Raw genomic sequence first — 8,397 nt, 5'->3', positions numbered from 1 at the left:
GGGCGCGAGTCCGGCCGGCCCAGGATCGCCCGCTGCTGGCGCAGGAAGGCCTCGCCGCCGACCCGGCCGGCCATGGCCTTGACCTCGCCGGCCAGGGGATCGTTCAGCCGCGACGGCGGCAGGAGCTGCGGCATCATCTGCTGGGTGACGCCCAGGAACCGCCCGACCGACAGGGCCGCCATGGCCCGGCGGCGCTGCTCGGCGCGTTGGGGGCTGTCGGGCGCGGCGCTGGTCGAGAACAAGGCCAGGCGCGTCACCCGCTCCGGCGCCTGGCGCAGGATCTCGAAGGCGACATAGCCGCCCATGGAGAGGCCGCCGAGGGCGAAGCGTTCCGGCGCGGCGGCCAGCACGCGAGCGGCCATGGCCGCGACGCTGTCGTCGAGGGTGAGGTCGGCGACCTGGATATCGGCGACGTCGTGCAGAGCCAGCGCCTGCTCGCGCCACAGGCGGGCGTCGCACAGCAGGCCGGGCAGGAGAACGAGCGGGGCGAGATCAGCCATGGCGGGTCTCCTTCAAACGCAGGGCCAGGACGCCGGCGATCACGGCCAGCACGGTGGTGAAGGCCGCCACCGCCGGCCAGCCGCCCGCGCGCCAGAAGCCGCCGCCGGCCGAGCCGGCCAGACTGGAGCCGACATAGTAGAACAGCAGGTACAACGCCGCCGCCTGGCCTTTGGCCTTGCCCGCCAGCGCCCCGACCCAGCCGCTCGCCACCGCGTGGGCGATGAAGAAGCCGATGGTGACCAGGGCCACGCCGGCCACGATCCACGGCAGGCCGGCCGGCAGGGTCAGGGCCACGCCCGCCAGCATCGTGGCGAGACCCACGCCCAGCAGGGTCCGCCGGCCCCAGCGGTCGGCCAGCTTGCCGGCCGTCGACGAGGCGACCACCCCGAAGGCGTAGACGAGGAAGATCAGGCTGGTCTGGCCCTGGCTGAGGACATAGGGCGGGTCCTCCAGCCGGAAGCCGGCGTAGTTGAAGATCGTCACGAACACGCCGGTCAGGCAGAAGCCCACGGCGAACAGGGCCAGCAGCCGCCGGTCGGCCAGGGCCTGGCCCCAGGCCGCGGCCTGGGCGGCGCGGTCGCCGGCCGGGGTCGGCTGAAAGCAGCGCGAGCGCGGGAGCAGCAGGAAGAAGGCGGCGGCGGCCAGCAGGTCCAGCGCCCCGATCGTCGCCATGGCCGAGCGCCAGCTTCCGACCTCGACCAGCAGGCCCATGCCGACTCGGCCGGCCATGCCGCCGAAGGCCGTGCCGGCCACATAGAGGCCCATGGCCGCGCCCAGGTCGCGGGGCTCCATCTCCTCGCCGACATAGGCCATGGCGACGGCGGGCACGCCGCCCAGCAGAAAGCCCTCGGCCGCCCGCGCCAGCAGCAGCATCGGCCAGGACGGTGCGAAGGCGGCGGCGAGGTTCAGCAGGGCCGCCAGACTCATCGAGGCGAACATCAGCCCCTTGCGCCCCAGGCTCTGCGACGCCGCCCCGGCCAGCAGGATCGCCACCGCCAGCGCCCCGGTGCTCAGCGACAGGGCCAGGGAGCTCTGGGCCGGGGTCAGGGAGAAATCGCGGGCGAAGGTCGGCAGCAGGGGCTGCACGCAATAGAGCAGGCTGAAGGTCGAGAAACCGCCCAGGAACAGGGCCAGCGACATGCGCCGAAACCGCGCGGTGCCGGCGGCGATGCGCGGCGGCGAAAGATCGGTCGTGGGATCGAGGGCGGTCATGGCGTCGGTCTAGAAGTCGGCTGCCCCATAGTCCAATATATGACGAAGGCTTTCTTGATCGCTTTTGGAGATGGCATGGAGCTGCGCCACATCCGCTACTTCCTGGCCGTGGCCGAGGAGCGCAACTTCACCCGCGCCGCCGCCAAGATCGGCATCGGCCAGCCGCCGCTGAGCCAGCAGATCAAGGACCTGGAGGCCGAGCTTGGCGTGCAGCTCTTCCGCCGCATCCCTAGCGGGGCCGAGCTGACCGAGGCCGGCAAGGCCTTCCACGCCGCCGTGCGCACCCTGCCCGACCAGGCCGGCGCGGCGGCCGTGCTGGCCCGGCGGGCGGCGCGGGGCGAGACCGGCTCCCTGCGGCTGGGCTTCACCGGCTCGGCCAGCCTGCATCCGGTGGTCTCGACGGCGGTGCGGGCCTATCGGCGGCTCTATCCGGAGGTCGAGCTGTCGCTGACGGAGAGCAACAGCACCCACCTTTCCGAACACCTGGCCGAGGGCGTGCTGGACGCGGCCTTCCTGCGCCCGGGCTCGGTGAACCTCGAGGGCCTGGCCGTGCACGACCTGGTCGACGAGCCGGTGATCGCCGCCCTGCCGGCCAGCCATCCGGCGGCGGCCTCCGATCCGGTGGATCTGTCGCTGCTGAAGGACGAGCCGCTGATCATGACGCCGCGCCACCTGGGCCCCACGGTGCACGACGCGGCGGTGGAGGCCTTCCGCGCCGCCGGCGTCGAGCCGGTGATGGGCCAGGCCGCCCCGCAGATGACCTAGGTGATCGTGCTGGTCGCGGCCGAACTGGGCGTCTCGATCGTGCCGGCCTCGATGCGGCAGCTGGCGGTCGAGGGCGTGGCCTACCGCGACATCGCCGGCCAGAGCCCCGTGGCGCGGCTCAGCCTGGCCAGCACCCGTTCGCCCAGCCCGGCGCTGAGGAATTTCATCCAGGTGATCCGGCCGGCGTTTCGGGGGTGAGGGGAGTTGCTCCCTCTCCCTATGGGAGAGGGGCTGAACCTACGCCCCGACCGCCTTTTTCACCTGCAGGCTCAGGGCGTCGGTGATCAGGGGCTTGTGGGCGACGCCGGCCCACAGGGCGTCGGCGGCCGAGAGGTCGACCGGGCCGTCGGCCAGCAGCACGGCGGGGGTGCGCACGCCCTTGCCGCGCAGGGCGGCCAGGGCCAGGAAATCGACGTCCAGCACCAGGCAGTCGGCGGCGATCATCTCCGACAGCGACGCCTCGTCCACCCCGGCGAAGGCGCGGATCCAGTAGCCCTCGGTCTCCAGGGCGAAGGCCAGGGCCTCGCGCAGGGCCGCGTCGGCTTCGACGACGACCACCAGCGGACGGGCGGGCGAAGGGGCGCTCATCGCGCCATTCAAGCCAGCGTCGGCCCAGCGCGCCTTGATCTGACGCAAATCCAGCAGGTCGGCGATCATGCGACTTTGAGGGTCATCCAGACCGACGTCGTCTCGCCCGGGGCCAGGGCGACGATCCCGGTTTCGCCTTCACCGAAGGGGTCGGGACGGCTGGCGGTGGGCTCGGCGCAGACGAAGTCGGCGCCCGGCGGCGAATAGACGTGCACCCAGCGGCAGTTTTCGGAGGCCTCGATGGTCGTCGAAGTCCCGCCCGGGGCCGACAGCACGGCCTTGCCGTCGAAACCGGTCCAGCAGTTGTCGATCAGGCTGTCGGTGGCGGTCGGCGCGCCGGCCATCCAGTCGCGCATCCAGACGCCGTCGTGGTGGGTGGTGGGCAGCACGTCGGCGTCGACCATCCAGACGCCGTCGACGCCGGCCTTGAGGGTCTCGCCCGGGCGGGCCGCGAAATAGGGGTGCAGGCCAAGGCCGGCCGGCATCGGCTCCGTCCCGGTGTTGGTCACCGACAGCTCGATGCGCAGGCCCTCGTCGGACAGCACCAGGATCTGCTCGGCGCGATAGGCCCAGGGCCAGTCGGACGGGGCGTGGTCGTAGGTCAGGACGGCGCGGGTGTCGGACAGGCCGGTGACCGTCCAGGCGGCGCGCCAGCCCTGGCCGTGCAGCGGGTGCGGATGGCCGGCCAGGTTCGGCGCCAGGGTCACCTCGCGGCCCTCGAAAGAGAAACGGCCACCCGGGATACGGTTGCAGAACGGGACCAGCGGGAAGCAGCCGACGTCGAGCGCGTCGGTCGCGCCCTCCGGCGCCGGGCGCAGCACGTCGCGGCCGTCGAACACGAAGCGGCCGATCGAACCGCCCACCTGCGGCAGCAGTTCGACGCGGGCGCGGGCGGTCGCCAGGACGGGACGTGTCATCGGGAACCCATTGTTATGTTAGCGCTAACTTGAGCTTTACGGAGCGTCATATGCCAGTTCCGGCCGCTCTCGAACAGAGGGCCTGTCGACATCGTAGTCAGTAGTCGGGACGTCAGTAGCCGGCGTAGCGCCCCGGCTTGTGGTTGGCGATGATGACGATGCTCAGGGCCACGGCCGACAGGATCGACAGCAGCAGCTTGTCGAAGCTGACCACCATGAAGGCCGCGCCGACCACCAGCACGTCGGTGGCCATCTGCACCTTGCCGGCGCTGATCCCGTGCTTTTCCTGCAGCCACAGGCCCAGCACCCCGACGCCGCCGACCGACGAGCGGTGGCGGGCCAGCGCCAGGATGCCCATGCCGATGATGGTGCCGCCGAACACCGCCGCGAAGACCGGGTTCACGCCCTGCAGCTTCAGCCAGTGCGGCAGGGCCAGGGTCAGGCCGGTCAGCAGGACGTTCACCACCAGGGTCTTCAGGGTGAAGGTCCAGCCCAGGGCGCGCTGGGCGAAGACGTAGAACGGCAGGTTCAGCACGAAGAACACCACCCCTACCGGCCAGCCGCCCAGATAGGAGATGATCAGGGCGATCCCGGCGATCCCGCCGGTCACCAGCCCCGCCGTCTTCAGCAGGGTCAGGCCCACGGCGATGAAGCTCGTGCCGATCAGCAGGGCGTGGATGTCCTCGATGGGCGTATGGCGCGTTGCTGGCCTTTGGGGGGCGGGCATGTCGGGGGCGGCGGCGGTCAAGGCAGGGTCGAGTCGCGTCTGGAGGAAGGGAAAACGGCGTCCCGTCCCGTTCGCGTTCCCGTCCCGCCGTCCCTTTCGCCACTTATCCGCGGTCGAGGAACGGTCTTGTCGCGGCGAGCGCTTGATAGCGCCCGTGTCTGGCGTCATATATCATCTGAACGCGACGCCCCATGGGCGCCGCGCGAAATCCTCTACAACAATTCCGGAGCCGCCCCTATTCGCCGTCCCATGCAAGCGCCGCCCGTCAAGGATGGACCGCGTATCAACGATGAAATCCGCGTCCCCCGAGTCCTGCTGATCGACCAGAACGGCGAGAAGCAGGGCGAGATGCCGACCGCCTCCGCCATGGAAGCGGCCGAAGAGGCTGGCCTGGACCTGGTCGAAATCGTTCCGAACGCGAACCCGCCGGTCTGCAAGATCCTGGACTATGGCAAGTTCAAGTTCCAGGAGCAGAAGAAGAAGAACGAGGCCCGCAAGCGTCAGAAGGTGGTCGAGCTCAAGGAGATCAAACTCCGCCCGAACATCGACATCCACGACTACGAGGTGAAGGCGAAAGCCATGCACCGCTTCTTCGAGGAAGGCGACAAGGTCAAGGTCACCCTGCGCTTCCGCGGTCGTGAAATGGCCCACCCGGAACTCGGCATGAAGCTGCTGCTCAAGGTCAAGGCCGACTTCGAGGAGATCGCCAAGGTCGAGTACGAGCCCCGCATGGAAGGCCGCCAGATGATCATGATCCTGGCGCCCCGCTAAGCTTCGGCTCTATCTTCGAAAACGCCCCGGTCACCACCGGGGCGTTTTTCGTTTCCGGTATCGTCCATGTCCCAGCCCGCCCAGCAAGCTCCCCTGTCCCTGGACCCCGGCCTGACGCCCGGGGCCTGGCGCGACGCCTTCGCCCGCAACGGCCGTCTGCACGTGCCGGGGATCCTGACCGCCGACTCGGCCGCCCGCCTGCACGCGGCCCTGACCCTCGACACGCCGTGGAGCGGCGTGGTCGGGGTCGGCAAGAAGCTGTGGAACCTGCCGCTGGACGGCCCCGGCGCCCTGTCGCCCGCCGACGATCTGGCGCTCGACCGCCAGGTGGCCGAGGAAACCCGCAACGGCTTCGGCTTCCGCTTCGACAATTTCCGGGTCAGCGACGAGGTCGAGGCCGGCCGCCGCGAAGGCCGGCTGGTCGAGGCCGCCTACGACCTGCTGAACGGCGAGGCCTTCCTGGACTTCGTGCGCGACCTGACCGGCGACGACCGGCCGGTCTATTGCGACAGCCAGGCCACCCGCTATCGCCCCGGCCACTTCCTGACCGAGCACGACGACCACGCCGACGGCAAGCACCGCCTCTACGCCTACGTCCTCAACCTGACGCCGAACTGGCGGGCCGACTGGGGCGGGCTTCTGCTGTTCCTCGACGGCGACGGCCACGTGGCCGAGGGCTACAAGCCCAGCTTCAACGCCCTCAACATCTTCCGTGTGCCCCAGAAGCACGCCGTGACCTACGTCACGCCCCACGCGGCGGGCCCGCGCCTGTCGCTCACCGGCTGGATCCGCTCGCGGCGCTGATTTCGCGCGCCCCGGCTCGACCTCCCGGCAAGGTAGAGTTTATACTCGCCGCGGGGATCTTTCTGGGGGCTGTAGTCTCGTGCGTATTAGGGATTTCGCGATCGCCATCTGCGCGACCGCTCTGCTGTCTGGCGTCCAGGCCCAGGCCGCGCCGCTGTCGACCTACGGCAGCCTGCCGACGATCGAGGATGTCGAGATCTCGCCGGACGGCACCCGCCTGGCGGTGTCGCTGACCGACGGCGAGCAGCGCGTGCTGACCATCCACAACGCGACCGACAACAAGCTGCTCAAGGCCCTGCGGATGGGCAACAACAAGCTGCGCTGGGTGCAGTGGGCCGACGCCTCGCACCTTCTGGTCACCGTCTCCTCGACGGCCAGCGTCGTGGGCCTGGAAGGGCCCAAGCGCGAGTTCTGGATGACCTCGCTGTACGACCTGGACACCGACAAGGCGCGCCTGCTGCTCGACAACCAGCCGGACTCGATGAACGTCGTGCTCAGCGCCGCCTCGCTGCGCTCGGTCGACGGCGCGCCGACGGCCTTCGTGCAGGGCCTCCACTTCGTCGACAACTTCGGCCGCAACACCCTGTTCGCGATCAATGTGAAGACCGGCCGCACCCGCATGATCGAAGCGCGCTCGGAAGACACCGACGACTGGCTGGTCGGCGGCGACGGCGTCCCCCTGGCCCAGTCGCAGTACGACGAAAGCAAGGGAACCTGGGTGCTGCGCATCAAGGGTCCGAAGGGCTGGACCATCGTCGACCGCGCGGTCAGCCCGATGGGCTCCTACGGCGTCTCGGGCCTGGGCCGCGACGGCAAGTCGGTGCTGGTGGCCCGCGTCAACGACAAGAACGAGACCGTCTACCGCGAATACGCCGCCGACGGCTCGCAGGTCGACGTGCCGATGGAGATCCCCTTCGACGGCCTGCTGCGCGATCCCGGCAACGACGCCCTGATCGGCGGGGTGTCGCTGGTCGGCGACAAGACCCGCTACGTCTTCTTCGATCCCAAGGACCAGTCGCGCTGGAACGCCGTCGAGAAGGGCTTCGCCGGCTCGCGGGTGTCGCTGGCCTCGTGGTCGGCCGATCGCACCAAGGTGGTCGTCCGCGTCGACTCGCCGACCGACGGCCCGGCCTACGCCCTGGTCGACATGACGGCCAAGACCGCCTCCTGGATCGGCGACGAGTACAAGGACCTGGCCGCCGCCGACATCGCCGAGGTCCGCCCGGTGAAGTACAAGGCCGCCGACGGCCTGGAGATCACCGGCTACCTCACCCTGCCCAAGGGCCGGGACCCGAAGAACCTGCCGCTGGTGGTGCTGCCGCACGGCGGTCCCGAAGGCCGCGACATGCCGGGCTTCGACTGGTGGGCCCAGGGCCTGGCCTCGCGCGGCTACGCCGTGCTGCAGCCGAACTTCCGCGGCTCGGAAGGCTTCGGCTGGGACTTCATCAAGGCCGGCTTCGGCGAATGGGGCCGCAAGATGCAGACCGACCTGTCGGACGGCGTCCGCTGGCTGGAGAAGCAGGGCATCGTCGATCCCAAGCGCGTCTGCATCGTCGGCGCCAGCTATGGCGGCTACGCGGCCCTGGCCGGCGCGGCGCTCGATCGCGGCGTCTATCGCTGCGCCGTGTCGGTGGCCGGCCCGGCCGACCTCAAGCGCATGCTGCAGGACGACCAGGAACTCCACCTGTCGCGCAACAACTCGACCCTGCGCTACTGGCTGCGCTTCATGGGCGCCGACGGCATCCGCGATCCCGACCTGGCGGCGATCTCGCCGGCCAAGCTGACCGACAAGATCGACCTCCCGATCCTGCTGATCCACGGCAAGGACGACACGGTCGTTCCCTATGTGCAGAGCAAGATCATGGCCGACGCCATGGCCCGGGCCGGCAAGCCGACCGAGCTGGTCACCCTGGCCGGCGAGGACCACTGGCTGTCGCGCGGCGCCAGCCGGCAGCAGATGCTGACCGCCACGGTGCAGTTCCTCGAGAAGCACAATCCGCCCGACCCAGCCGCCCCGGCCCAGACGACGGCCGCGCGCTAGGGCGGATCGATATTCACCGGCCTGAGCTCATTTTTCACCGAGCATCCCCGCGAAGGCGGGGATCCAAGCCG

The 8,397-nt window shown here is 70.0% G+C and carries 8 protein-coding genes and 1 pseudogene; 4 read left to right on the top strand and 5 right to left on the bottom strand.

The window, feature by feature from the left end:
• Both DMC18_RS15715 and DMC18_RS15710 read right to left on the bottom strand, forming a co-directional pair.
• On the bottom strand, positions 1 to 500 hold a 500-nt coding region (locus tag DMC18_RS15715; RefSeq protein WP_110133081.1), incomplete at its 3' end, for an alpha/beta fold hydrolase.
• Positions 493 to 1,713: an MFS transporter gene (locus tag DMC18_RS15710; RefSeq protein ID WP_110119124.1), complete on the bottom strand. Its 1,221-nt coding sequence runs from the start codon at positions 1,711 to 1,713 to the stop codon at positions 493 to 495. The genes DMC18_RS15715 and DMC18_RS15710, both read right to left, overlap by 8 nt.
• A 39-nt stretch (positions 1,714 to 1,752) precedes the next feature.
• Between DMC18_RS15710 and DMC18_RS15705 the strand changes: the two are divergent.
• Positions 1,753 to 2,676: pseudogene (locus tag DMC18_RS15705) on the top strand (LysR family transcriptional regulator).
• A gap of 39 nt (positions 2,677 to 2,715) precedes the next feature.
• Here DMC18_RS15705 and DMC18_RS15700 read toward each other — a convergent pair.
• The 3 genes from DMC18_RS15700 to DMC18_RS15690 all read right to left on the bottom strand — a co-directional run bounded on the left by DMC18_RS15700 (position 2,716) and on the right by DMC18_RS15690 (position 4,710).
• The gene (locus tag DMC18_RS15700; protein WP_110119119.1) at positions 2,716 to 3,135 is read right to left on the bottom strand and encodes a chemotaxis protein CheY; all 420 of its coding nucleotides are present in this window, start codon (positions 3,133 to 3,135) and stop codon (positions 2,716 to 2,718) included.
• Positions 3,132 to 3,983, bottom strand: a complete 852-nt coding sequence (locus DMC18_RS15695) for an aldose 1-epimerase (protein ID WP_110119118.1) — start codon at positions 3,981 to 3,983, stop codon at positions 3,132 to 3,134. Before DMC18_RS15695 ends, DMC18_RS15700 begins: the two co-directional genes overlap by 4 nt.
• Before the next feature lie 112 nt (positions 3,984 to 4,095).
• Complete coding sequence (locus DMC18_RS15690) at positions 4,096 to 4,710, bottom strand: YitT family protein (RefSeq protein ID WP_110119122.1); 615 nt, start codon at positions 4,708 to 4,710, stop codon at positions 4,096 to 4,098.
• Between the two features lie 249 nt (positions 4,711 to 4,959).
• Between DMC18_RS15690 and infC the strand changes: the two genes are divergently transcribed.
• From infC to DMC18_RS15675, 3 genes are all read left to right on the top strand, one after another.
• The gene (infC, locus tag DMC18_RS15685; protein ID WP_110119117.1) at positions 4,960 to 5,481 is read left to right on the top strand and encodes a translation initiation factor IF-3; all 522 of its coding nucleotides are present in this window, start codon (positions 4,960 to 4,962) and stop codon (positions 5,479 to 5,481) included.
• A gap of 66 nt (positions 5,482 to 5,547) precedes the next feature.
• Positions 5,548 to 6,285 carry a 2OG-Fe(II) oxygenase family protein gene (locus DMC18_RS15680; RefSeq protein ID WP_110119116.1) on the top strand — a complete coding sequence of 246 codons (738 nt, stop codon included), beginning with the start codon at positions 5,548 to 5,550 and terminating at the stop codon, positions 6,283 to 6,285.
• A gap of 79 nt (positions 6,286 to 6,364) precedes the next feature.
• Positions 6,365 to 8,326: a S9 family peptidase gene (locus DMC18_RS15675; RefSeq protein WP_233248175.1), complete on the top strand. Its 1,962-nt coding sequence runs from the start codon at positions 6,365 to 6,367 to the stop codon at positions 8,324 to 8,326.
• Positions 8,327 to 8,397 lie beyond the last annotated feature (71 nt).

It is taken from the genome of Caulobacter sp. D5 (assembly GCF_003185805.1).
In the GTDB taxonomy this organism is placed as follows: domain Bacteria; phylum Pseudomonadota; class Alphaproteobacteria; order Caulobacterales; family Caulobacteraceae; genus Caulobacter.
The sequence above is the reverse complement of the archived record's forward strand: the minus strand, read 5'-3'. Positions and strand labels throughout refer to the sequence as shown.